This window comes from Pedobacter suwonensis (assembly GCF_900111825.1).
Taxonomy (GTDB): domain Bacteria; phylum Bacteroidota; class Bacteroidia; order Sphingobacteriales; family Sphingobacteriaceae; genus Pedobacter; species Pedobacter suwonensis.
Genome location: NZ_FOJM01000002.1, coordinates 273,727 through 298,431, shown reverse-complemented (window position 1 = coordinate 298,431; position 24,705 = coordinate 273,727). Strand labels below are relative to the sequence as shown.

Here is a 24,705-nt window from a genome sequence, read left to right as displayed (position 1 = left end):
GCTTTTATGGAAGAGTCAAAAGAGATCCAAAAGCTCCACGGCTTTCTCCAATGCCTGATCTATTTCTGCGTTTTTTTAGAAATCACTCTCTTTATTTACCTTGATGCACCGTTTTGGGGGCTTTTTGCCAAGGGACTTTATCGAATAAAACTGCTTCCTATTTATGATGAATTGCTTTACAGCAAACTGTCTGTATTGCTCTTGATCTGTCTGGTCAGTATAGGAACGTTATCCAAAAAACAGCCGGATTTTGATGTGAAAAGTAAGATAATCTATCCGCTATGTGCCGGGCTGGTCTTATATTTTGGAAGTATCTATTTCTTTGGAAAGTCTTCTGCCCCGGTATTTGCATATACGTCATGGTATGATCTCTGGTATATCATCTGTTCGCTGATTGGCGCGGTAATGATTAGCGCCTCAATGGACAATGTTTCCAAGATCATCCGTTCAGGCCTGGGCAGGGATAAATGGAATGTAGAGGCTGAAAGTTTTATGCAGCCCACGGTAAAGGAAGAGACGCCATACTCGGTAAATATACCGATGCTTTTTTACTATGGTAAAAAAGTACGGAAAGGCTGGATCAACTTGGTCAATCCGTTCCGTGCGACAATGGTGATCGGTACCCCGGGATCCGGGAAGTCCTTTTCCATTATAAATCCGTTTATTAGGCAGATGATCGCTAAATCCTTTGCGGTATGTCTTTACGATTTCAAATATCCGGATCTGGGAAAGATTGCTTATTACCACTATTTGGCCGCTAAAAGGAAAGGACTATTGGAGAGGTTTGCTTTTCATGTGATCAACCTGAACCAAGTGGAAAAGAGCCGACGGATAAATCCGCTCCGGTCCGATTACATTACAACGCTCGCAGATGCATCCGAAACCGCTGAAGCAACAGTCGAGGCCTTGAAAAAAGGGGATAAGGCCAGCGGAAGTGATGCTTTCTTTACGCAGTCCGCGATTAACTTTCTGGCCTCCTGCATTTATTTTTTGAGCAGGTATGAAGGTGGTAAGCTTTCCAGCCTGCCGCATGTGATGGCTTTTTTAAACCGGTCCTATGCAGAAATATTTGCAGTGTTGTTTACTGATCCAGAACTGGTTTCGCTCCTTTCACCATTCAAATCTGCGTTTGCGGCTAAGGCATTTGATCAGCTGGAAGGGCAGATCGGTACACTGAAGATTTTTATGAGCCGCATGGCGACGAAAGAAAGTTTCTGGGTGTTCTCGGGCGATGATTTTAACTTGAAGATTTCTGATAAGGAATCCCCCGGGATATTGGTACTTGCTAACGACCCCAATACGCAAAACATCAATTCCGCATGTTATTCAGTTGTCCTTAACAGGTTAACCAGGCTCCTCAACTCAAAGGGAAACCTTCCTTCAGCATTGCTTATTGACGAAGTACCCACACTTTTCGTACACCGGATTGAGAACCTGATTGCTACTGCACGTTCAAACAGGGTTGCTGTGCTGATCGGGCTTCAGGAACTGCCTCAATTCAAACAACAGTATGGGAAAGATACGGCTTCGACGATCACTTCGGTTGTTGGGAACGTACTTTCCGGTTCTGCAAGAAACAAAGAGACACTAGACTGGTTGGAAAGGATCCTTGGTAAATCCAAACAGTTGAGCGAAAGCCTGTCCATTGACCGGAGCAAGGTTTCAGTATCGCTGAGTGAAAAACTGGAAGTTCTGATTCCTGCCGGTAAAATAGCCTCATTGGGTGCTGGCGAAATGGTTGGGGTAATTGCAGCTGATGCGCAAAATTCTTTCTCTGGTAAATACGAGACTTCGGCAATCAACTGCAGGATAAACCTGGATTCGGAAGAAATTAAAAAAGAAGAAGATGGATATGTTGAATTGCCTGTTTACTATGATTTTGAAGGCAATAAGGAAGAAATTCTCCGTAGCAATTTCTTGCGCATTACCAGGGAAATCGAAGCAATGGTTGCTGTGTTTGCTTAAAGTCTTACTGCTTTTATCTGCTGTTGCACAGGCGCAGTCTTTTGATAAGCTGAAGCTGTCTCTTCCGTTACCTGAATTTAAGATTAACTCTGGGTTTGGTAACAGGACTCATCCTGTAACAAGGAGTATGAATGTTTTTCATGCTGGGATAGACCTGTATGCAAGATCGGATACCGTGTTTGCCATTCTGCCCGGCAAAGTGATCAAGGTATCATGTGATCTGATTACCGGAAACTATATTATCATCGCCCACGGGGCATATTCCAGTGTTTACGGCCATCTTTCAAATTCCTTTGTCAGCGTTGGTGATCTTGTGGCATCAGGAACTTCTATTGCTATCTCGGGGCATACCGGCAGGGTTACTGGAGAGCATCTCCACTTTGGCATAAAGCACAAGCGCAGATTTATAGATCCGCTCAGGATGCTCTATTTGTTTGGTAAGCTGAACGGGTATGAACTCTATCTGTTTTTAAATGATCTTGTTGAATTTGAAAAGGATTCCTGTCCGGGCGATTAGCAGTGAAGACCATAATGAAATTATAATTCAAAACAGAAATTTATTATGAATACAATAATATTAAATGAAAAAGATTTGCCTTTAGAACAGCTCCGGGATCTCGGACTTGTCAGGGGTGAAGAACTTTTGATCGATCGGAAAGATATTTATGCACTTCTATCCGGGGGCAGGACCAATCTGATCAAGCTCCATGATATCTCGAGGAGCGGGATCGAGATCAAAGAAATGGAAGTGAAACTATCTCTGGTTAGAGGCGAAACCGGCAAACCCGATTTGTTGGTGCATCCCGTGTACAAACAGTCGCTAAACCCACCCTATATCAATCAAACAGAGGCTGATCAGCTTATTCTGGGCGAGAAAGCGAATATTCTAAAGGAAGTCGACCGGGATGGCGAGACGAAATCCCTGCTGGTCGAATACGACTGGGACACAAAAGAATTTGTGGTGACCGATATGTTAAAGGTCAAAGCACCTGAAAAGGTAAATGGTATGGCTTTGAGCCCTTATCAAAAAGAGCGATACAGTGCCGGAAGGCAGATTGAACTGGAAGATGGCACGCTGATCCAGGCAAGCAGTACGAGTGCTGAGGGCATACGATCAAACAGGCTTGCGCTTGTCGTTTCTGTATTGATGGACGGTGGGATTTCCTATCTGCTATTGACCGGACTGAAAGCATTGGTCGGAGACAAAGGTTTGCTCGCCCAGACCAATGAGAAAAACAATGGCTATAAACAGGCTTTCAGGGAATATGAGAAACAGCAGATGTCAAGGCTCGGGGATATGATCACTGATGAGAAGCTAAGTGCAGGGACAGGTCATAGCAGAAGCTATACGCGTTCTGGAACGTCAAGGTAGATGTTTCCTGCTGTTTCTGTTGCCAAGGGAATATGCGAAAGCTATGGGATTTCTTTTAGGTTCAATATTTCCGGTAGCCTGATATTTGATTATCACAATGGCCAGTCTGAAGAGTTCGGGGAGAATGGGCATTTGGTGCCCCTGCATGGCGGTTTCTGGAGCAGTAGAACGATGGACCTTAACATTATATCCCAGGTTTACATCTGCTCGAGCGCAATGGAAGCTATCGCATTTCTACACTTTAATTCATCCCGTTTTAATAGGCCTTGTGAACTTCTCTTTGTGGCCATCAGTCCGCATTACATTTATCCCGGGGAAATATTCACAGAACTGAGAAAAGTTAAAATAAACCTGGTTTTGGAATGTGGTCTGGTCAATACCCTGCGTGCAATCAGATTTTGTATGGATTATCAAGGTATCGCGTCTCATTTTACCTTTCAGGATGAGCATATATTTCTGAGATTTTCTGAGCATGTTCTGTCCATTCCGCAACATTGCCTTTCCATAAGAAAGGTTTTCTTAATGGCTAACATCAGACCATCTGTCAGGCAATATTTGCCGAGATCTAAAATCTCTTTTTTATACGAGTTTCTAAATCAATGATACCTGGCGGTTTTAGTCGCTACGGTCTCATTTAATATCAATCAAATTAATCCATTTATTATGAACGAAAACAATTTGGAGTATCTTCAGAACAATCTGAAATACCTCGGGTTTGGCGAGTCGCTGAACCAGCAGTTAAAAGAGTCCATTGATAAGGCGTTGCCGCAGTTTACACTCCGCCTGGATATTACTATGCCAGCAGTGAATGCAAAAGACAAACCCGAACTTGCCGACAAAATACAGTACCAGCTTGATTTTTCAAAAAGCAAAGAAACAGATCTGTACTTTTTCAATAAGTATCAAGCGTTCTTGGAGCCTGCTGGAAAGCCGTATGATACAGTAGATCAGATATTTTTTATCAATAAAGGCAAAGGGGTGACCGCTAAGGAAAGTTACAATCTGCTCTCAGGGCGTGCGGTAAATAAAGATGTGGTACTTAAAAATGGTGAGAAAGCCAACATGTGGTTGAAACTTGATCTTTCGGAACGTGATCCGGAAAAAGGCTATACAGTCAAAAATTATGGTGAAAACTATGGGTTCAGCCTTGCTTCCTCGGTTGATAAGTTTGTCCTTCCGGATATCGATAAACCCGGCTTTCGCGATCAGCTGATGAAGAGCCTGGAGCGGGGCAATCTTCATGAAGTGAGTTTTTCTAAAGATGGTAAGGGAATGAAAGGCTTTGTTGCAGCTAACCCACAGTTTAAAACCCTTGATTTTTATGATCATAATCTTCGTTCTGTTTACAGCAAAGCTGTCGATCTGAAAGAAGTTTCTGCGAAGGTCTTAGCGCCGGATGATAAGAAGGAAGCCGTAGTTGAGCAGGCTACGGTTGAAAAAAAAACCGGAAGGGGTAGGTAATTCTGCCCTGGACAACGGGCAGAATCTGTCCTATACACGGAGGCCTTGGCCTCCGTGTATTCCCATGCCTTAAATTTCGGAGGGTTTATTTAGGTAATGAGGTGTTTTCAAGTATTTTATGATTGAACAATTGCCGAATGCATGTGAATGGATATATTTGCGGTTTAAAATTATAATCAGGATGGAAAAATTCGGTAAAATCAAAGAATTGATAGCTTCTGTTGAAGCTGATGTAGAAAAGTTCTATAATGCCAATAACGGAGCGGCAGGAACCCGTGTACGTAAAGGTATGCAAGATCTTAAAACCCTGGCTCAGGAAATTAGAGCTGAGGTAACAGAAAAGAAGAATACGAAATAAAATTAAATCTGTTTTGGGAAACAATAGCGAGGCCGCTGTCCGATAGGGCAGCGGCCTCGCTGGTTTATAGTGTTTAATCCGCTGTGGTTATCGATCCTGCTCAGAAATTATTGCGGTTTATATTTCGACCATTTTTTCGTTTTTTACAATCAGAATTTTTCCGTTTTCCAGCTCAAGCCAGCCATAATCAAAACAAAATCTGTAAATGCCCTTTGAAGTGTGGAGAATCCGGGTGTGGAATTCGAAATTGAATCCGCAATCCCTTAACAGGAAATTGCTGATGACCTTATTCTCACCCTTTTCGTCATATTGAAGTTTAAGGATTTTATGGTTGGTTTTAACGATTTCCGTTATCTTAAGGTAAAAAGCCGGAGCGTTCCATTTCTCGGTTTTTAACTGGTCCCGCCGCGCGTGGTTACGGCACTGGTCACTACAAAAGACTTTGTCACTTCTTCCTTCATACGTATTCTCACAATGGCGGTAACTACAGACCCGCTCTGTTTTATTGGGATGGTGCATCTTTGTAAATCTCCATGGTTTGCTATCCATTTTTTATCCGATCGGATCGGCTAATACAATATACAACCGAATCACCGGAATTCAATAAATAATTTTGTTCATACCTAAATATGATCGATATGAAAAATGTTAATCTCGCTACTGAAAATTTTTCTTCCGGTAAAAGGAATTATTTTCTGGATTTTAAAAGGGCTGTCAATGATAACCGTTATCTGTGCATCACAAGGAGTGATGAACAACACGATGGTAGCTACAAACGATCAACCGTGGTGGTCTTTGAACAGGACTTCCATTTCTTGATTGCTGCAATGTCTTCGCTGTTCCATTCAGCAGTATATTTAAGCCAGGATAATCTCCCAGTGGCTGATGTAATCCGCCTTAAAGGCTTGCGTGTGAAAAAAGGGATCAAATCATGGGATCCGGGTCTGAGGCCAAGGGAAAAGTTTATTGCGGTGGGATCCAGCCATATGACAGATGCCGAACTGATTGCCATGCTTATTGGTTCAGGCAGGAAAGATATGAGTGCTGTAGATCTGGCAGAGAACATCTTAAGAGCAGTCGGAGGCAGATTAGACGTATTGGCTACCCAGAGCCATAGATCGCTCTCCAGTTTTTCAGGTGTTGGCTTAGCCAAATCCAGTGCAATCCTGGCGGCACTTGAACTGGGCAGAAGGATGTGCGCGGTTTAGGTGCAGGCTATTATTCAGTCAGCATCAGAATATTTCGTCAAGCTTTTAGATGTCATGTAACACTGTTGAGTTGTGTAAGTATATGTGCAGGCTAAACTTTTCAACTAAACGGATAAAAAGGCCGTGAAATTCGGGCGCTCCGATCTCTGCGAGCGCATAATGTTTTGGCTACGCCAAAACACCCTCTGGGACTTATAGCTCTCCGTTCCTGTACACCCGCGTTTCTGTACTTTCTTTTTTCCGTTTTTCTTTTAAAAAGATTTTTTGGAATGAGGGAAGTAAACAAAAATTTAAACTGAAAATTTTACGAAATGGAAATTACAGGAAGACTTACCGCTGATGCAGTGGTCAGAAAAGTAAGCGGAGAGCGGAAAGTAACCGTCTTTTCAATTGCAATCAATGATACCTATCGTTCTGATGGAGAACAGAGAAAGGTGACCACATTTATCGACTGTTCGTATTGGCTCAATACGGGGATAGCTGAATATCTAAAAAAGGGAGGTTGGGTACAGCTTTACGGCCGCATAGGTGCAACTGCTTATTTGAGTGGTTCCGGCGAGGCAACAGCATCTCTAACTTTTCATGCGATTGAAATCAACCTTTTAGGGAGTCCCCAAAGAAATGAGAGCAGTTACAATGCTTCTGGACATACGCCGCAGGAATTGCCAAAGGCCGAAGAAACAGCAGCGAACAAATTCGTGGGCATTGATGATGACCTACCATTTTAATTATTAGCCGATACATTCATTTTAGACATATTCATCATGGCACATAACTTAAATTATAACGAAAGAGCACAGAAACACAGCTTTTTTTCAGTAAGTGAAAAAGCATGGCACGGGCTGGGAACATTAGTAGAAGCTTATCCAACCTCAGTGGAAGCACTGAAATTTGCAGGGCTTGATTACTCGGTCGAGAAAAGACCACTTTTTACAATAGATGCGTTAGATATGCGTCGCCGAAATGAACCCGATCCTGATGCGATCATCCTGGGCGCATCCACTGAGGTTGAGGTCCCGAATTATTTCGCAACGGTGCGTACGGATTCCGACACGGTTTTGGGGGTAGTTGGCAAGGATTACAGCGTGGTGCAGAATATCGAAGCCTTTGAATTTTTCGATAGCATTGTTGGCGGTGGAGATGGTATTCTCTACGAAACAGCAGGGGCGTTGGGAAAAGGGGAACGTATTTTTATCACTGCCAAATTGCCTTCTTATATTAAAGTGGGAAAGGATGATCTGATCGAGCAGTATCTTTTTTTGACGACTTCGCATGATGGCTTCGGCAGTATCACAGCTGCTTTTACCCCTGTGCGTATCGTATGCAACAATACGTTGAACGCAGCCCTCAAAAATTCCAGTAATTCTATCCGAATCCGCCATTCTTCTGGTGCAGGGGAGAGACTTAAAACTGCGCACACCTTAATGGGTATTTCGGGTAGGATAGGGGATGAAATGGAGCAGGTTTTTAACCATTGGGCAACTGTGCGAATTTCTGATGAGGAGGTCAAAAAGTTGATACAGATCGCAATGGCGCCGAACCGTGAAGTATTGTCCAAACTGAAAAACGGAACGGTTGACGAGGCATCAAGCGTCTACAAAAATATTGTGGATGATGTCTTCACCTATGCCATGGCTAATCCCTCCCAGCTGCTTGATACCACAAAAGGTACTTTGTTCGGTGCATATAATGCCGTATCGGGATACTATCAGAATATACGCAGATTCAAAGATGGTGAATCCAAATTTAAATCCATCCTGGAGGGGACAGCCAAGCAGAGGGGACAGTCTGCCTTTAACCTTTGCCTTGATCTGGGCAGAAACGAAAACATTGCTTTTCAATTAAACTAAGATATAGGGAGCGGATTTCCGCTCCCTTAAAACCCTATATCATGAGCATATCAGCCGACACCAAAGAGAAAAAAACTTACGAAATCGCCAAAACTTCGAAGTTTTTTGAAACCCCGAATGTCTATTGATTTCCACAGTGGGTGCCATGCGAATACGCCATGACGGGAATATCATTGAAGCGCCATCGGGGGCACCGATTTTGATGCCTTTTTTTCGAAATGCTGGAGAGCATACTTAATCAGACAGTAACAATAGATCCAGCTTTTGAGCTATCCGACCGCTGTATATTGCAGGTTTCTGGATGTCAATTTTCGGATACCGCAATCTCTATATGATCAATGTCAAAACTTTTTGGTAGCGGGCTACGTTCGCCTGGTTTCTCTTGCAGTTTAGCTTTGCCAATTCCTACCGTTAGACATTAGCCGTCCGACCGTGCTGTCATTTTCTAGGCAAGGGGAGGTGTTTTAAACTCGAAAAGGGCGAGTCCGCCCCTATAGTGACCTATTGCCCTAAACGCAACAAGGCGTAAGCAATTAAAGCAACGCTACCTACACTTTAACTGGAATTAGATAAAAACCAAAAGTCCCGAACATTAGGGTTTTTAATTTTAATTAACCCAATTCGAAAAAATGTATGCAAAGCACTTGATCGCAGTTTAATATCTTTACGGCATGAAAAAGCTTGCTCTATTTTTGATCTTAATTCCTTTTATAAGTTTCTCGCAAACTTTTAAGTCAGATGATAGTATTGAAAGTGCTTACACAGATCAGCCAGCACATACTTTAGATACAGTTGTTGTTTCGAGTTTGACAAAACAGCAGTTATATAGTAATACGCTCAATTACCTAACTACGTCTTTTAAAGATTCCCGTTCGGTGATCGAAATGAAAGATGCTGATTTAGGCGAAGTCTCTTTTAATGGCGTAATGGGATCTGACATTACTAATTTGTATTTCAAATGTAAAGTCTATAATAAGGATAACAAGTTTAAGATAGTTCTTTCAGCTTTAGAGTATGATAAGCCTATTCCGGGTTTAAGTCTTTCAAAAAGTCAGTTGAGAGTCGCTAATAAGAATTTTGATCCTGAACAGAATAAAGCAGCAAGGCGATTAGCTATATCATTGATAAAAGATATAGCCTACCGGATCAACAAAAAGCCCGAAAATGATTTTTAATTTAAGCCCCAAATTGGTATTTTTTATGTTCGAAATCCATTTTGAAAAACGAATAACCAGATGGCATTTTTGTGCAACTAAGCACAATTCATGATACGCGCCTCACAAACACTGAACTCAGTTTTTCCGCCTGCACCCGAAGCCAAAAACAAGGGCAAAAGAAATGTATATGCATTAGATCGGGATACATGTATGAGTTACCGTTTTTACTATAATTAACATCTGTAGCGTAAAAGATTTGATGATGCGATCTTAAATATGGAATGGGAATTTTTTATAAGTGTTCCTATGATTGCTGATAGATTAACCGAAAATAACGAACTGCTAAAAGATATAGCCCTAAACGTACCGATCCGTAAGCAATTGCCTTGTGCTTATCTATTGCTTCAGCTAAACTTTTACATCGAAATCTTTAGGTTTAAAGCTTAAATTAATTGCATAGGTTTCTCCACACCGGCAAGTTTTCGCCCCGTTCATCACTATCGGAGCAGATTGGAAAGCTTTACTAACATCCTTTTCCAAAAGGTAGCGCTAACAGTTATTTCTTCCTTATTGTTTTATGGGGTTTTGGCTTTCTTTCCTTTTGAAGGTGTAGGAGTGGTGACAGCTCGGTACTACCGGGCTGAGGTAAGCGGAAAGTATCGGTGGTGTGCTTGGAAAAAGGAGCAATGTTAAGCCGCGTTTAGGGTCTGTTAATAGATACAGCAGCATATCCCGCATTAATATTTATGTGTCGGTATAGAATATTTTTATTGTAATATATTGACTATTAGTATTTTGTATTTTCTTTTGGCTTAAAATTCCATTCATTGCTGTATGTAGTATTAGGGTTAACATAACTTCTATAGTCTTTATCATTTGAAGCATTCCCAGATTTGCCCTGAAACTATATTTGACGCTAATAAAGCCAGGATGAATGGTGTACACGGACTTAGCAATTAAATAATCGTCTCTATAAGTTTAGTCGCTAATCTTCAAATATCATTTTACCATCGGCCCAACAAACCAAATTTAGACAAATATGAACCAAACAATTTTTATCAGAAAATTGCCGGCTTTGATGCTCTTTGTAATTTTCTTAAACCTCCTTCATTTAAACGGGTATGCACAGGAGCGACAGATAACCGGAAAAATCGTAGGCAATGATAATCCCCAGCCTTTGCGGGGAGCCACTGTACAGGTTAAAACAAAAAAAACAGCCACTTCAACGAACGAACAAGGACAGTATTCAATAAGGGCAAATACCGGAGATGTTCTAATTTTCAAAATGATCGGTTTTTTACCTCAGGAAATCATGGTCGGTGATGGTAGCATGATTAATGTAACTTTGAGAGTAGAATCCAATAAGCTGGATGAAGTGGTGGTTATTGGCTACGGAGAAAAGAAAAGAGCTGATCTTACCGGGTCTATATCTTCAGTATCTGGAGCTGATCTGGTCAGAACGCAACCCACTACGGTAGACCAGGCGCTACAGGGAAAAGTTCCTGGCGTAGTGATCCAACAAATATCAGGTCAACCGGGTGGCGGGGTTTCAGTACAAATCCGTGGACTAACCGCTTTTGGTAATAACCCTCCATTATATGTTATTGACGGATTGCAGATTCTGCCTTCGGCAGGCGATAAGGGAACCAATCCGCTAGCCAGTATAAATCCTTCTGAAATTGCTTCAATTGATATCTTGAAAGACGCATCTGCCACGGCAATTTATGGCGCACAAGCCAACAACGGGGTAGTTATTATCACTACAAAACGCGGCGTATCGGGTCCGCCACAAATCAGCTATGATGGCTATGCCGGAGGGCAAGCATTGCCTAAGTATTATGACGTCATGAATTTAAGGGAATATGCAACTTTTATGAATGAAAAGTCGGCCATTATCGGTTATGATTTGAGGCCACAGTTTGCAAACCCACAATATTTGGGCTTAGGAACAGATTGGCAAAAAGCCTTGTTCAGAACAGCTTTGATGCAAAACCATAACGTCGCCATAACAGGCGGTGATGCCAGAACAAAATATTATCTTTCCGGTACCTATTTCGCGCAGGACGGAATTGCTTTAGGATCAGATTTTAGAAGGATTTCTGGCCGTTTAAATCTGGACAATAAAACTACTGACTGGTTGAAGCTTGGCGTGAGTTTACAACTGGCGAATGTCAAAGAAAATGTAACTACGTCTCAAACCGGCGTAATCCGCCAGGCACTAAATCAAACGCCGGATGTCAACGTTGTTAATCCTGATGGTACCTGGGGTGGAAATGATCCTAATATTTATGGTGCTACGGGTACCAATCCATTTGCTTTGGCCAAAATTGTAAAGGACCTGAAAAGCAGATACGAATTATTCGGAAATACCTATGCAGAAATCCAGTTTGCCAAAGGGCTTACCCTAAGAAACGAATTATCCGGGAATTTTTCTAGTGCAACAGAAGATCAGTTCGATCCGATTTATACCATGGGAGCCTATTCTAAAACCAATAATTCGGCTTCTTATAGCAGTGGACAAAATACTTTCGTATCACTCACCAATTATTTAACCTATTGGCATTCATTTGGAAAATATAACCTAAATGCAATGGTCGGTCATGAATCTAAGGTAACGAAATTCGAAAATGTATCCGCAAGCAGACAAAACTTTCCCAGTAATAACGTGCAGGCCATCAGTAATGGTGATGCAAGAACAGCGCTCAATTCTGGCTTAAAGGGGCAAACCGCTGGTGAATCTTATTTTGGCCGTTTTGATGTTAAATATAATGATAAATATAATCTGACCATCAATGTGCGTAATGATGGTTCTTCAAAATTTGGACCTGACAACAGATGGGTAACCACTTATTCCGGAGCATTATCATGGAAACTGAAACAGGAGAATTTTCTGAAAAATGTAAAAGCGGTTAATGACTTAAAACTGAGAGTTGGCTATGGTTTGCAAAATAATCAGAACATAGCTGATTATGCATACGGTGGTACACTAACCACGGTAACCAACTCATTAACCGGTAATGCACAGCTATTATCTACAATAGGCTTTCCAGATGTAAAATGGGAAACTACCAAAGGCTATAACACGGGTTTAGATGCCAGTATTTTAAACAGTAGGATCGAATTTTCTGTCGATGCTTATTACAAAAAGACGGAGAACCTATTGTTAGGTATTACCCTTCCATTGTATTCTGGTATGGTTGATCCAACCGGTTATGCTCCAGGGTCTATTCAATCACCATATGTAAACATTGGTTCCGTAAGCAATAAAGGAATCGAGTTTACGCTGACCACGCACAATATCGCTGGTAAAAACTTCAACTGGAAAAGTAACATTACCCTATCCCGAAACATCAATAAGATACTGGCTTTAAATAGTGATGCCTCTGCACTGTATGGTTATGCAGGTGCAACAGCAATTACTAAATCAGCCGTAGGCAGATCGATAGGGGAATATTTTGGTTTTGAAGCTTTGGGCCTTTATAAAAATGCTGAAGATTTTGCCAGATACCCTGCCTTGACACAAAAAGGAGGTACAGCCATTCCGATTACAAATGGAACCGGGGGCGTATGGGTAGGCGATGTCATATTTAAAGATCAGAACAATGATGGGGTAATTGATGAAAGAGACCAGGTATACCTGGGTTCGCCAATGCCAAAATTTCAATTTGGTATAAACAACAGTTTCATTTATAAAAACTTCGACCTGAATATTTTTATGTCTGGTAATTACGGTAATAACCTTTATAACCAAGTAAGGGTAGATGCTGAAAATCCAAATCAAAATTTTGGATATTTTAGAAATGTCGCGGAATATTCGAGGATCGGCTTAATTAATCCTGCCGGTTCGGCCAATGATATCAACAACGTTTATATTACCAATCCCGAAACCACCATCACCAGAATTAGCCAGAGCAGCGGTAATGATAACCAACGTTTTTCAAGCAAATACATAGAAGATGGTTCATTTATCAGATGTAAAAGTATTACGCTGGGCTACAACTTCAAGGAGAATCTTTTATCCAAAATCCATTTAAAAACATTGCGTCTGTATGCCCAGGTAACCAATGTATTTACCATCACCAGGTACAACGGTTATGATCCGGAAATCGGTTCCTGGAATCCTTTGGCAGCAGGTGTAGATAATGGGTATTACGCACAACCACGGGTATTTACCATAGGTGCCAATATCTCTATTTTAAATAACTAAGACCTAGATTTATGAAACATATTAAATTATACATACTTACTTTATTTGCTGCCGTTATCATCCTAAGCGGTTGTAAAAAAGATTTTCTGGAACGACCTCCTTTGTCGCAGATCACAACAGATAATTTTTACAAAAGTTCATCAGATCTGAGGCTGGTTACCGCCGGTTTATATGCACAGCCATGGAACGATTGGAACAGTTTTCCATTACTCGCCATTGGCGATATTCTGAGCGGTAATATGTTGCAGCCTTACAATGCAGACTTAGCGCAGCTCACATCATTTGCTGTAACCAGCCAAAATGGACAGATGGCTACTTCTTGGCGCTGTTTTTATAAGATTGTCGCGCACTGTAATACCAATATTATTGCCATTAATGCTAAAGTTCCCGATAGCGTACCGCTAAGAAATAAAAATGGCGCCCTTGGCGAACTGAGGTTTTTACGTGCAACAGCCTATTTTCATTTGGCGCAGTTATGGGGCGCGGTACCGATTATTGAAGATAATACAAAGCTGCTTAAAGAGCCATTATTGCCACGCCACCGTCTTGCCGATGTTTATCGCTTTATTGTTAACGACCTGCGTTTTGCAGCTAGTGCCTTGCCGGCACGCGATCAGGCGGGCCGTTTAACCACATGGTCTGCACAGGGAATGTTGGCAAAAGTATACCTGACTAAAGCAGGTATCAGTGGCAGCAGAAATCAGTCAGATCTTGATAGTGCTGCTTTTTATGCCAAAAATGTAATTAATACCAGCGGTTTAACCTTATTGCCAAACTATTACAACCTTTTCAGAACGCAGTTTAATGATAATTCCGAATCGCTTTTTGCCTTCCAATGGGCACCAGGGGTAGGGTATGGAAATGGTAACGCCATTCAGACCCAATTTGCGCCTAGTTCGAGTGTAGTACCTCCCGGAGGTGGATGGGGCGGTGCAATAGGACCAACTTTTGATCTCGACAGTTTGTATACCCCTCAGGATTCAATACGTAGGAAAGCTACATTCATGCGAACAGGCGATCATTATCCGGAGCTAAATGCTGCGGGCGGGGGGTATACCGCCACAAGTTGTAGTATTAAAAAACATATTGTAGGTACAGCTGCAGATAATAATTCACCAAGTATGGATATCTGGTCTTCACCTCAACATAATACTGTTTTGCGTTTAGCTGATGTATACCTGGTATATGTAGAAGCACTGATGGGTACAAATAATACAACGGCGGATGCTGAAGCCTTGCGGGTTTTTAATATGGTTAGAAAACGTGCAGGGGTTGAACCGGTAACCAGCATCACCGCAGAACAATTACGTAATGAAAGAAGAATTGAACTTGCTTTTGAAGGACAATATTGGTTTGATCTCGTTCGCTTATCACATTACAATCCACAGGCGGCTATTGCGGTATTGAACAATCAGATCCTTAAAAATACCAGGGTACAGTTTTCATACGACCCGGCTACAGGCAAAAAAACGAGAAATGCCAATGGTATCGTAATCACACCACCAACTATAGCCACTTTTACGCTGCCTATACCTGCTACCGAAATCACCGCCGATCCTAAATTATTAGATCCACCGGTACCATACTATTAATTAACTGTACAAATTATTAATTGAGATTAATATGAAAAAATTATTTAGCAGGACTAATAGCCATTTGTTATTTGTTCTAATGGCACTGTTCTTTTTTATACAGCAGGGTTGTAAAAAAGATACATCATCTTCTTCTTCGGGTATGCCTGAAATTACCGGGATCCGAAACTACGTTGCCAGCCCTGGCGACTCACTTATTACCAGAGTAGGTACTGGAAAATGGATTGTCATTACCGGTAAAAATTTAAGAGGTGCACTTCAGATCTATTTTAATGGTGTAAAGGGATCTTTCAACGAATCCTGGTTTTCAGATACAAGCGCAATTGTATTGATGCCCGCTGTAATTCCCTTCCCTTCAGTAGAAGCATCGCAACTTAATACCATAAGGTATGTAACCATTCATGGAGAAACTACTTTTTCATTTCCGATAGTAGCACCGGCCCCAACCATAACCGGTATTTCAAATGAGAGCGCTAATCCTGGCGATTCTGTCAGGATAAATGGATTAAATTTCTTCTTTATCCAGCGTGTAACTTACGCCGGACAGAATATAACTGATTTTACGGGGTCAAACGATGGTACCTCCATCAGTCTAGTGGTGCCTGCCGGCCTTACAAACAGTGGAATTGTTGAGGTGATAACAAAATCAGGAGGAGCCAAAACAGTTTATAATGTGCATGATTATACCACTGGCATGTTAAACAATTATGATGACATCAATACGCTTGCCTGGGGATCAGACATTTCCAACAGTTCTGCAAATTATCCCGGACATGCCGGGAATTACGGTGTGATGAAAGCATCGAACGTACCTGCCGGAAATGGTAACTGGTGGGAAGGTGGACGATCAATCAATACCAATCCAGTACAATGGGTACCAGTCGCCAACCTAACAGATTCTGTAAGTCATTATGCCCTAAAGTTTGAAGTATCGGTTACCAAACCTTGGGTAAACGGGTCCGTTAAAATTATTAAAGATTTCGGGTTCGATAATTATGCCGCATTATACAGACCATGGAAAAACAGCAATGGCTCTGAAACACCTTTTAAAACAAATGGCTGGCAAACCATAACCATTCCGCTTTCAAATTTTTTGAAAAACGGACTTCCTACATCCAGTTTAACTGAATTACTCGGCAGTACAGGAAATGGAGGCATCAACTTTACATTCCTGAACGATGGCTCAACAATGGTGGAGGGGTTTGAAGCGGCTTTTGATAATATTAGAGTAGTCAAAATAAAATAAAGATGCAGCGATGTATCATAAGTTGAACTTTTCATACTAAGCTTACTGAGGTTGTGATATGGGTCAAAACGGCTTTAAATGTTTCTTAAATGTGTTTTAGTACATCGTTAAGCCCGGCAAGATCAAACATAACTTATGACACATCCTCATTGCTTTTATCTCTTATCAACAATAAGAAAGCATCTATCATTTAAAAATAAACATAAAACAATGATTCATTTTAGAAGTCTAAAAATTAATGGTTGGTTATCCATCATCTTACTGCTGGCTATCACTTTTATTACAACATCTTGCAAAAAGAAAGAAGATGTGCAGCCCCAGCTCAATGTTTCAATTTCAGCTGTGGCTTTTCAACCTAATGGCGGGGTTTCAAATGTAACAATTAACAGTAATGCCAAATGGAGTACTAAAAACCCCGCCGATTCCTGGTTAAAGTTAAACCAGATGACAGGAAGTGAAGGCAATACAGAATTGAAATTAACCGCAACACCTAACACCACAGGTATTTCCCGTTCAGCAGTAATGATTGTTACTGCAGATAATGGCCAGGCCAGACGGCTTACCATTTCTCAAACCAGCTATTTGTTTCCTTCGTACAATACATCGCCAAAAGCGCCCGATCAAACGGGTATGAACAGTACTGCTGTGCAGTTGGCAGCTAAGATGAAATTAGGGTGGAATATCGGAAATACAATGGAATCGCCGGGAAGTGAAAGTGGTTGGGGTAATCCTCAGATTACTGAATCTTATGTTAAATTTTTAAAGCAAACAGGCTTTAATGCGGTAAGGCTTCCATGTTCATGGGACTGGCACCATTTAAGCGACCGACAAAAAGCAACTATTGATCCTGCCTGGCTTAACCGCGTAAAAGAAGTGGTAAAATACTGTGTCGACAATGATATGTATGTATTGCTTAATATCCACTGGGATGGTGGCTGGCTCGATCAAAATATTAATGCAGCTAAAAAAGATTCTGTTAATGCCAAGCAGAAAGCATATTGGGAGCAGATTGCTACAACCATGAGAGATTTTGATGAGCATTTAATGTTTGCCAGTGCAAATGAGCCACCTGCTGAAAATGCAGAACAGATGGCCATACTAAATGAGTATCACCAAACCTTTATCAATTCTGTTCGCTCTACAGGTGGCAAAAACAGTTATCGTGTATTGGTTGTTCAGGGGCCAGGCACCGATCCGGATAAAACCAACAATTTAATGAATAGTCTACCTACCGACCAGGTTCCTAACCGTTTAATGGTTGAAGTACATAATTATTCGCCTTCACAATTTACCATACTGGATAATGATGCAACCTGGGGCAAAATGTTCTATTACTGGGGTACAGGCTATCACTCCACCATTCAGCCCGATCGTAACCCGACCTGGGGCGAGGAGAGCGAACACATCAGAATGTTTACTTTGATGAAAGCCAAATTTATAGATAAAGGAATTCCGGTAATATTAGGAGAGTATGGTGCTTATAAAAGGGGTAATACCAGGAATGTTCCTTTAGATTTGCCAACACATAATGCTTCAGTAGATTATTGGAATAACTATGTAACCAGACAGGCTATCCAGTTTGGCCTCAAACCTTTCTTTTGGGATACAGGCGGTGCTTTAGACCGCAGAAACAATACCGTGCTTGATCAAGGTACCATCAATGCCCTTATTTCAGCAGGTAAATAGGAAGTAGTGTGCTGTAAAACTCTATCAGGTAATGATATATAGATCGGAAAAAATAAAAAAATTGAAGTTGCAGATAGGTTTTGCCTTTTTTATTATCTTTAGTTTTATTCAGATACATGGCTTTGCCCAAATTGCTGTTGCCAAAGTATTTAGTGATAACATGGTTCTCCAGCGGGATATTAAAATTCCTGTTTGGGGATATGCAGCACCCGGTAGAGAAATCATCGCTGAACTGGGAAAATTCAGTGTTAAAACCATTGCAAACAAAGATGGTAAATGGATGGTGCGTTTTCCTGTATTTAAGGCTGGAGGTCCGTATCAACTGAAAATTGCTGAACGCACAGCACCACATTCGCAAATTATTCTTTCCGGAATCCTTATAGGAGATGTTTGGCTGGCCTCTGGTCAATCCAATATGGAGTGGTCGGTAAAGCAGGCTCAAAATGCAGTTGAAGAAATAGCAAAGGCAGATTTTCCTGAAATACGTTTATTTCATGTCGCAAATGTGAAAAAGCTGACACCACAGCAAGATCTTACAGAAGGGAAATGGGAAATTTGTAATGCTCAAAATGTAGCCAAATTCTCGGCTGTAGCTTACTATTTTGCTAAAAAGATACACAAAGATCAAGATGTTCCCATTGGTATTATACAGAGTGCCTGGGGTGGTACACCGGTCGAATCGTGGACAAGCAGGGAAAAATTACTTTCCTTACCAATTACCAAAGCAAAAACATTGGCAAATGACAGCCTGAGTGAGCAGGATTTTTTAAGAGACAGCCTTGACCAGATCCGGGGCTGGGATATTGTTAATCATCCACAACAAAATTCAGATAAAATCATACCACGGCCAGGTTACACTGATGCCGCATGGCCGGACATTGAAATGCCTAAGCTGATCAAAGATTTTGGGATCGGCCCTTATGAGGGAGTGGTTTGGATGCGTAAAAAAATCACCTTGCCAGAAGCTTTTTCACAATCCGATCTCACGCTCTATATCGGGCGGCCCGATGTGAATTATTCCCTATATTTTAATGGTACTGAAATTTGTAAAACGGTATGGAATACCGATCCACGGCAGCATTATACTATCCCTGCCAAATCAATAAATAAAGGTGAGAATACGATTACACTGAGGTTGGCCATGTTATGGGGAATTGGTGGATTAAATCCACCTGCAGATGATATGTATATTACCAATGGCACCACCAGATTGCCGTTGGCCGGTATCTGGAAATATAACAAAAGTTTGGAGCCTGCCATCCCCAGGAACCGTAATTACCAATATTATCCATCATTACTTTTCAATGCCATGATCAATCCAGTCATCCCGTACGGAATTAAAGGATTTTTATGGTACCAGGGTGAAGCCAATGATACCGCAGCCTACAATTACCGTAAGTTATTCCCCATGCTGATCCAGGATTGGCGTGCACGCTGGAAACAGGGGGATTTGCCATTCTTGTACGTGCAGCTGGCAAACTTTAAAAAAACACAACCGCTCCCATCCGAAAGTGAATGGGCTGAGCTTAGAGAAGCACAGTCGCTAACTTTATCACAGCCCAACACCGGAATGGCCTGTATCATTGATATTGGAGAGGCAGATAATATTCATCCCGGTAACAAGCAGGAAGTTGGTCGGCGTTTGGCGTTGATTGCCAATAAGTTGGTGTATGGACAAAATGTTGTGACATCAGGTCCAACGTTTAAACGTTTTTCAAAAATGGACAATCGCATTCATTTGGGTTTTACCAACGTTGGGGATGGATTGGTATCGAAGAATGCTAAAGAAATAACAGGATTTGCAATAGCAGGTAAAGATAAACAGTTCTACTGGGCTAATGCTAAAATTGAAGGTAATGAAATAGTTGTTTGCAGCGATAAAGTGCCTCAACCTGTAGCTGTTCGATATGCCTGGGCAGACAATCCTGAATGTAACCTGATCAATTCAGCAGGTTTGCCAGCCATACCTTTTAGAACAGATGATTGGAAGGGAATAACACAGAAATAGTAAATGAACTGTGACAGGGAGTCTGAAGATTCAAATTAGCTTTTAAGCTAGTATCAAATTGACATTTAATTCTTATGAGTTTTAATAATAATTCAAATCACTTTAGTCGGCATAACTGTCGGATTTTACTATTGGTATTTCTGCTGTTGTCGAATGGCATTCTGGTATTTGCTCAAAATATGCAGCAAAACGAACGGAAACAGCTATTTGATTTTGATTGGAAATTCTTACTGGGCGATGAAGCTACAGCCAAATCCAGCGGTTTTAATGATCAAGCCTGGCGTAATCTGGATCTGCCGCACGATTGGAGTATTGAAGGAAAAATAAAGCCCAAAAATCCAACTGGGGGTGGCGGTGGATATTTTCCGGCCGGCATTGGCTGGTACAGGAAAACTTTTAAGGTACCCGGCGATTGGAAAGGCAAAAAGATTTCTATCTATTTTGAAGGCATCTACATGAATGCAGAAGTTTTTATCAATGGAAAATCACTTGGCATATATCCCTATGGCTACTCTTCATTTGGCTATGACCTTTCGGCTTATTTAGACGCTCATCAGGAAAATGTGATCGCGGTACGCGTAGATAATTCGCAGCAAATGAACAGCAGGTGGTACAGCGGCTCGGGAATTTACCGTCACGTTTGGATGACCGCTACTGATGCATTACACATCGCAGAATGGGGCGTGGCCATCACAAGCCCTAGTGTATCATCAAAAAAAGCAAGCGTTCAGGTGAAAACGACAGTAAAAAACGAAACAGGGCAGGCGCAAAGCATTGTTGTGAATACCAGGTTATTTGGGAAGGATACTAAAAACGCAGGAAATGGTCAAATCAAGATTAATCTGGCTGCTAATAGTGAGAAAGAAATTACGCAAACCATAACTGTGGCCAATCCTTTGTTATGGACCCCTGAAACACCACATTTATACAAGGCAGAAGTACAGATTATACGGAATAAAACAGTGGTGGATAAAACGGTTACTGATTTTGGTGTCCGCTCAATAAAATTTACCCCCGAAAACGGATTTCAGCTTAATGGTAAAACCGTCAAGCTAAACGGCGGCTGTGTGCACCATGATAATGGTTGTCTGGGTGCAGCTGCTTTTGACAGGGCTGAAGAGCGTAAGGTGGAGTTGCTTAAGAAAGCTGGTTTTAATGCGGTAAGAACTTCGCATAATCCTCCTTCAGAAGCTTTTTTAGCCGCTTGCGACAGATTAGGCCTGTTGGTGGTTGATGAATCATTTGATTGCTGGAAAGTGGGAAAAAACAAGCAGGATTATGCTAAATATTTTAATGAATGGTGGAAACACGACTTGGATGCCATGATTTTACGCGATCGCAATCACCCTTCAATTATCATGTGGAGTATCGGTAATGAAATAGTAGAGAGAGGTACCCCTGGAGCAGTTGAAACTGCCAGAATGCTTTCAGGTGCCATAAAAAAAATAGATACCACCCGCCCGGTTACTTCAGCCATTGTAGAAAATGGAAAAGATTGGGCAGTTATGGATTCGTTAATGGCAGCCCACGATGTAGCCGGCTATAATTATCATTTATCAAGCGCAGCTGCCGATCATAAACGGGTACCATCGCGCATTATCTTTCAATCTGAGTCTTACCCTAAAGATGCTTTTGCAAATTGGCAACTGATAAAAAACAATCCCTTTGTGATCGGCGATTTTGTTTGGACAGCCATAGACTATCTTGGAGAATCGGGCATAGGCCGTTGGTACTATTCAGGAGAGGTTCCGGGGGAACACTGGGAACATGATTTTTTCCCCTGGCACGGCGCCTATTGCGGTGATATTGATCTTTTGGGTTGGAGAAAGCCGATTTCGCACTACCGTAACCTGTTGTACAATAACGCCGAAAAACTCTACATGGCCGTTCGCGAACCCAACCCCGAACCACTCGAAATTAAAACCACATGGTGGGCCGTGTGGCCAACCTGGGAGAGCTGGAACTGGCCAGGCTATGAAGGCAAGAATATTGATGTAGAGATTTATTCTCAATATGAAAAAGTAAGGTTGTACCTGAACAATAAACTGCTTGGCGAAAAGCCTACAGGCGTTGGACAAGAGTTTAAGTCTACTTTTTCTGTGCCTTACACGGCAGGAGTACTTAAAGCAGTTGGTGTAGAAAGTGATAAAGAAGTAGAATCGTCCGTCCTGCAGACTGCCGGAGATGCTGCAAGGCTTAAGCTTACTGCAGATCGTAAAGAAATGCGGTCCAACGGTCAGGATTTAGTTTACATTACCATCGAGGTAACCGATAAATATGGTGTGGTGCATCCCAATGCAGCAAATCGCCTTGACTTTAAAATTGAAGGTGAGGGTACGATAGCCGGAATAGATAATGCAGATATTAAAGATGTAGATTCATATACGGGTAATTCGCGTAAAGCGTGGCATGGACGCGCATTGGTGGTTATCAAAAGTACCCGCCAAAGCGGCGAAATTAAGCTTACGGTAACCTCAAACGGGCTGGAACAGAATAGCATCATCATCAAATCCATTAAGTAAAAACAATAACACACAAATGAATAAATTTTTATTACGGATAATCATCTTCTCGGCTTTATTGCCAGCTGTTGGAAATGCCCAAATATTACATGTTAAATCCCCCAATGGAAAAATAGACCTGGCTTTGGAAAACGGTACTAAAATATCGTGGTCTGTAAAGCATGAAAATACAGCTGTTATTGTTCCTTCAGCCATTTCCTTAACACTTGGTAAAGGGATGGTTTTAGGAAATAATGCGAAAATTATTAATACTCAGAAATCAAGTGTCAATACCGTTTTCAATACGCCCATTTATAAAAAGAAAGCAGTAATTGATGCCTATAACCAACTAATCATAAATTTTAAAGGAGATTTTGGAATTATTTTAAGAGCATATAATGATGGTGTGGCCTATCGTTTTTTTACTAAGAAAAAAGGAGCGTTGATAATTGAATCGGAAGAGGCCAATTTTACCTTCAGCAAAGATCATAAAGCCTTTATTCCTTATGTACGCGATTTGAGGGAAAATAATCAGTATATATCTGCTTTCGAATCTACATATGATGAAATCCCACTCTCAAGATTTGTGAAAGATTCGCTGGCCATTTCTCCGCTTCTTGTCGATTTGGAGAACGGAAAAAAGGCTGCTATAGTAGAAGCCGAATTGGTAGATTATCCCGGTATGTTCCTCACCAAAGGTAAACAGGGGCAGCATAGCTTAAGCGGGAGATTTGCCCTTTATCCAAAAGCGGAACGTTTAGGCGGATTCAATAAAATGAATTATATGGTAACCGAGCGGGAAAGCTTTATTGCCAAAACCAATGGTAGCCGTAATTTTCCATGGAGGGCGGTAATCATCAGCGAGAATGATCGGGATCTTTTAAACAACGATATGGTTCAAAAACTTTCCGCACCTGCTCAAATTGCCGATTTAAGCTGGATAAAACCAGGTAAGGTAGCCTGGGACTGGTGGAATGACTGGAACATCTCTGGTGTTGATTTTAAGGCAGGAATTAATACCGAAACTTACAAATACTACATAGATTTTGCCGCTAAAAATCATATCGAATATGTGGTATTGGATGAAGGCTGGAGTGAAGAAACCAACCTGCTTAAAATTTCTCCGAATATCAACATCAAAGAACTCATCAGTTACGGAAAACAAAAGAATGTAGGCATTATGCTTTGGGCATCATGGTATGCAATCAACCAGATGTTGGATGATGCTTTTAGCCAGTATTCAAAAATGGGAATTAAAGGTTTTAAAATAGATTTTATCGATCGCGACGATCAAAAAATGGTCAGTTCGATTTACAACATGACTAAAAAAGCAGCTGGTTATCAACTCCTTGTCGATTATCATGGTATGTATAAACCTACGGGGATTCAGCGTACCTATCCTAATGTGGTCAACTTTGAAGGCGTAAAAGGTTTAGAGAATGCCAAATGGACGCCAAAAGATGATATGCCCCGCTACGAAACCACAATTCCGTTCATCAGAATGCTTGCCGGGCCTATGGATTATACTCCCGGAGCAATGCGCAATGCCACCAGAGCAGATTTTCGTCCAAGTAATTCCATGCCAATGAGCCAGGGAACGAGAGCGCACCAGTTAGGCATGTACGTGGTATACGAAGCACCTTTACAAATGATGGCTGATAGCCCCACTGCCTATATGAAAGAACAGGAGAGCACCAGTTTTATTTCAAAAATACCCACCACTTTTGATGAAACAGTTGCCCTTGATGGGAAAGTGGGCGAGTACTTGGCTCTTGCCAGAAAAAAAGAAGATAAATGGTATGTAGGGGGCCTTACCAGCTGGTCTGCAAGGACAATTACCATCGACCTGAGTTTTCTGGGCAAGGGAAAGTATTCAGCAGAAATATTTATGGATGGTGTTAATGCAGATAAGGATGCTACTGACTATAAACGTGAAGTTATTAAAGTGACCAGCGCAGATAAGCTTACCCTTAATATGGCGAATGGAGGAGGCTTTGCAATCCTCATTCATCCAGAAAAATTTTAGCATTTGATGTATAAAAATGCCATCAATAATCTTCAGTAGGTATTTTAAACGCACTGTTGTTGCCTTAT

19 protein-coding genes are annotated in these 24,705 nt (G+C 41.4%); 18 read left to right on the top strand and 1 reads right to left on the bottom strand.

Annotation, left to right across the window (positions count from 1 at the left end; translation table 11 throughout):
* Positions 1-6 precede the first annotated feature (6 nt).
* The 6 genes from BM107_RS03760 to BM107_RS03735 all read left to right on the top strand — a co-directional run bounded on the left by BM107_RS03760 (position 7) and on the right by BM107_RS03735 (position 5,156).
* Positions 7-1,965 carry a type IV secretion system DNA-binding domain-containing protein gene (locus BM107_RS03760; protein WP_090980429.1) on the top strand — a complete coding sequence of 653 codons (1,959 nt, stop codon included), beginning with the start codon at positions 7-9 and terminating at the stop codon, positions 1,963-1,965.
* Positions 1,958-2,482 carry a M23 family metallopeptidase gene (locus BM107_RS03755; protein WP_159435191.1) on the top strand — a complete coding sequence of 175 codons (525 nt, stop codon included), beginning with the start codon at positions 1,958-1,960 and terminating at the stop codon, positions 2,480-2,482. The genes BM107_RS03760 and BM107_RS03755 overlap by 8 nt, the downstream gene beginning before the upstream one ends.
* Before the next feature lie 45 nt (positions 2,483-2,527).
* Positions 2,528-3,337, top strand: coding sequence for a DUF4099 domain-containing protein (locus BM107_RS03750; RefSeq protein WP_090980425.1), 810 nt, complete (start codon positions 2,528-2,530; stop codon positions 3,335-3,337).
* On the top strand, positions 3,338-3,940 hold the full coding sequence (locus BM107_RS03745; RefSeq protein WP_090980423.1) for a hypothetical protein: 603 nt from the start codon (positions 3,338-3,340) through the stop codon (positions 3,938-3,940). It begins immediately after the preceding gene.
* Between the two features lie 60 nt (positions 3,941-4,000).
* Entirely contained in the window at positions 4,001-4,798 is a 798-nt protein-coding gene (locus tag BM107_RS03740) for a hypothetical protein (RefSeq protein ID WP_090980421.1), read from the top strand.
* 181 nt (positions 4,799-4,979) lie between these two features.
* A complete protein-coding gene (locus BM107_RS03735) occupies positions 4,980-5,156 on the top strand; it encodes a histone H1 (protein ID WP_090980711.1) in 177 nt (58 codons plus the stop codon).
* Positions 5,157-5,273: 117 nt separating this feature from the next.
* Here BM107_RS03735 and BM107_RS03730 read toward each other — a convergent pair whose 3' ends face one another.
* Positions 5,274-5,705, bottom strand: coding sequence for a hypothetical protein (locus tag BM107_RS03730; protein ID WP_090980419.1), 432 nt, complete (start codon positions 5,703-5,705; stop codon positions 5,274-5,276).
* 89 nt (positions 5,706-5,794) lie between these two features.
* Here BM107_RS03730 and BM107_RS03725 point away from each other — a divergent pair, with 89 nt between their 5' ends.
* The 12 genes from BM107_RS03725 (at position 5,795) to BM107_RS03675 (ending at position 24,637) form a co-directional block, all read left to right on the top strand.
* On the top strand, positions 5,795-6,364 hold the full coding sequence (locus BM107_RS03725) for a UPF0758 domain-containing protein (RefSeq protein WP_159435190.1): 570 nt from the start codon (positions 5,795-5,797) through the stop codon (positions 6,362-6,364).
* A 311-nt stretch (positions 6,365-6,675) separates the two neighbouring features.
* Positions 6,676-7,092: a single-stranded DNA-binding protein gene (locus BM107_RS03720; RefSeq protein ID WP_090980415.1), complete on the top strand. Its 417-nt coding sequence runs from the start codon at positions 6,676-6,678 to the stop codon at positions 7,090-7,092.
* 36 nt (positions 7,093-7,128) lie between these two features.
* The gene (locus BM107_RS03715; RefSeq protein ID WP_090980413.1) at positions 7,129-8,214 is read left to right on the top strand and encodes a DUF932 domain-containing protein; all 1,086 of its coding nucleotides are present in this window, start codon (positions 7,129-7,131) and stop codon (positions 8,212-8,214) included.
* Positions 8,215-8,885: 671 nt separating this feature from the next.
* Complete coding sequence (locus tag BM107_RS03710; protein WP_090980411.1) at positions 8,886-9,389, top strand: DUF4468 domain-containing protein; 504 nt, start codon at positions 8,886-8,888, stop codon at positions 9,387-9,389.
* A gap of 258 nt (positions 9,390-9,647) precedes the next feature.
* On the top strand, positions 9,648-9,818 hold the full coding sequence (locus BM107_RS24605; protein WP_159435189.1) for a hypothetical protein: 171 nt from the start codon (positions 9,648-9,650) through the stop codon (positions 9,816-9,818).
* Between the two features lie 592 nt (positions 9,819-10,410).
* On the top strand, positions 10,411-13,578 hold the full coding sequence (locus BM107_RS03705; RefSeq protein ID WP_090980409.1) for a SusC/RagA family TonB-linked outer membrane protein: 3,168 nt from the start codon (positions 10,411-10,413) through the stop codon (positions 13,576-13,578).
* Positions 13,579-13,589: 11 nt separating this feature from the next.
* Positions 13,590-15,170 (top strand): RagB/SusD family nutrient uptake outer membrane protein, encoded by a 1,581-nt coding sequence (locus BM107_RS03700; protein ID WP_090980405.1) that lies wholly within the window; start codon positions 13,590-13,592, stop codon positions 15,168-15,170.
* A 31-nt stretch (positions 15,171-15,201) separates the two neighbouring features.
* On the top strand, positions 15,202-16,416 hold the full coding sequence (locus BM107_RS03695; RefSeq protein ID WP_134203400.1) for a glycan-binding surface protein: 1,215 nt from the start codon (positions 15,202-15,204) through the stop codon (positions 16,414-16,416).
* A gap of 210 nt (positions 16,417-16,626) precedes the next feature.
* Entirely contained in the window at positions 16,627-18,102 is a 1,476-nt protein-coding gene (locus BM107_RS03690) for a cellulase family glycosylhydrolase (RefSeq protein WP_090980402.1), read from the top strand.
* A 31-nt stretch (positions 18,103-18,133) separates the two neighbouring features.
* Positions 18,134-20,110 (top strand): sialate O-acetylesterase, encoded by a 1,977-nt coding sequence (locus BM107_RS03685; RefSeq protein WP_090980400.1) that lies wholly within the window; start codon positions 18,134-18,136, stop codon positions 20,108-20,110.
* A 179-nt stretch (positions 20,111-20,289) separates the two neighbouring features.
* A complete protein-coding gene (locus tag BM107_RS03680; RefSeq protein WP_244278718.1) occupies positions 20,290-22,632 on the top strand; it encodes a glycoside hydrolase family 2 TIM barrel-domain containing protein in 2,343 nt (780 codons plus the stop codon).
* Between the two features lie 16 nt (positions 22,633-22,648).
* Positions 22,649-24,637 carry a glycoside hydrolase family 97 protein gene (locus tag BM107_RS03675; protein WP_090980396.1) on the top strand — a complete coding sequence of 663 codons (1,989 nt, stop codon included), beginning with the start codon at positions 22,649-22,651 and terminating at the stop codon, positions 24,635-24,637.
* Positions 24,638-24,705: the final 68 nt, after the last annotated feature.

Bases quoted from the DNA above. Each gene is read 5' to 3' on its own strand.
- BM107_RS03760 (WP_090980429.1), top strand. From the start codon at position 7: ATGGAAGAGTCAAAAGAGATCCAAAAGCTCCACGGCTTTCTCCAATGC.
- BM107_RS03750 (WP_090980425.1), top strand. From the start codon at position 2,528: ATGAATACAATAATATTAAATGAAAAAGATTTGCCTTTAGAACAGCTC.
- BM107_RS03745 (WP_090980423.1), top strand. From the start codon at position 3,338: ATGTTTCCTGCTGTTTCTGTTGCCAAGGGAATATGCGAAAGCTATGGG.
- BM107_RS03740 (WP_090980421.1), top strand. From the start codon at position 4,001: ATGAACGAAAACAATTTGGAGTATCTTCAGAACAATCTGAAATACCTC.
- BM107_RS03735 (WP_090980711.1), top strand. From the start codon at position 4,980: ATGGAAAAATTCGGTAAAATCAAAGAATTGATAGCTTCTGTTGAAGCT.
- BM107_RS03730 (WP_090980419.1), bottom strand. From the start codon at position 5,705: ATGGATAGCAAACCATGGAGATTTACAAAGATGCACCATCCCAATAAA.
- BM107_RS03725 (WP_159435190.1), top strand. From the start codon at position 5,795: ATGAAAAATGTTAATCTCGCTACTGAAAATTTTTCTTCCGGTAAAAGG.
- BM107_RS03720 (WP_090980415.1), top strand. From the start codon at position 6,676: ATGGAAATTACAGGAAGACTTACCGCTGATGCAGTGGTCAGAAAAGTA.
- BM107_RS03715 (WP_090980413.1), top strand. From the start codon at position 7,129: ATGGCACATAACTTAAATTATAACGAAAGAGCACAGAAACACAGCTTT.
- BM107_RS03710 (WP_090980411.1), top strand. From the start codon at position 8,886: ATGAAAAAGCTTGCTCTATTTTTGATCTTAATTCCTTTTATAAGTTTC.
- BM107_RS24605 (WP_159435189.1), top strand. From the start codon at position 9,648: ATGGAATGGGAATTTTTTATAAGTGTTCCTATGATTGCTGATAGATTA.
- BM107_RS03705 (WP_090980409.1), top strand. From the start codon at position 10,411: ATGAACCAAACAATTTTTATCAGAAAATTGCCGGCTTTGATGCTCTTT.
- BM107_RS03700 (WP_090980405.1), top strand. From the start codon at position 13,590: ATGAAACATATTAAATTATACATACTTACTTTATTTGCTGCCGTTATC.
- BM107_RS03695 (WP_134203400.1), top strand. From the start codon at position 15,202: ATGAAAAAATTATTTAGCAGGACTAATAGCCATTTGTTATTTGTTCTA.
- BM107_RS03690 (WP_090980402.1), top strand. From the start codon at position 16,627: ATGATTCATTTTAGAAGTCTAAAAATTAATGGTTGGTTATCCATCATC.
- BM107_RS03685 (WP_090980400.1), top strand. From the start codon at position 18,134: ATGATATATAGATCGGAAAAAATAAAAAAATTGAAGTTGCAGATAGGT.
- BM107_RS03680 (WP_244278718.1), top strand. From the start codon at position 20,290: ATGCAGCAAAACGAACGGAAACAGCTATTTGATTTTGATTGGAAATTC.
- BM107_RS03675 (WP_090980396.1), top strand. From the start codon at position 22,649: ATGAATAAATTTTTATTACGGATAATCATCTTCTCGGCTTTATTGCCA.